Source organism: Psychroserpens mesophilus (assembly GCF_050617655.1).
Lineage (GTDB): Bacteria > Bacteroidota > Bacteroidia > Flavobacteriales > Flavobacteriaceae > Psychroserpens > Psychroserpens mesophilus_A.
Genome location: NZ_JBODQC010000187.1, coordinates 1 through 268, shown reverse-complemented (window position 1 = coordinate 268; position 268 = coordinate 1). Strand labels below are relative to the sequence as shown.

At 63.4% G+C, this 268-nt stretch carries 1 protein-coding gene; it reads left to right on the top strand.

Features of this window, described 5'->3' with window-relative positions; all coding sequences use genetic code 11:
- Positions 1-268: hypothetical protein (locus ACRHNM_RS16890; protein ID WP_431137778.1), on the top strand; the 268-nt coding region annotated here is incomplete at both ends.

The window sequence follows — 268 nt, the reverse complement described above, 5'->3', positions numbered from 1 at the left end:
ATCAACGATGCGATCAGCCTGTCGCTGATCGGCGAGGGCCGCTACGACCGCTATCGCGACACGCTGATCGACAGCACCGGCGCCCGCCATGTCCGCTACTACGAGGACTACACGATCTTCCACCTGGGGGGCAGCTGGAAGGGCACGCCCTGGCTGACGGTCAACGCGCGGGTCAACAACCTGTTCGACAAGGACTTCGTCTCGCAGTCGTGCCTGCTGCTCAATCCCAGCGAGTTCAGCTGCGTGGACGACTACGCGACCAAGGACC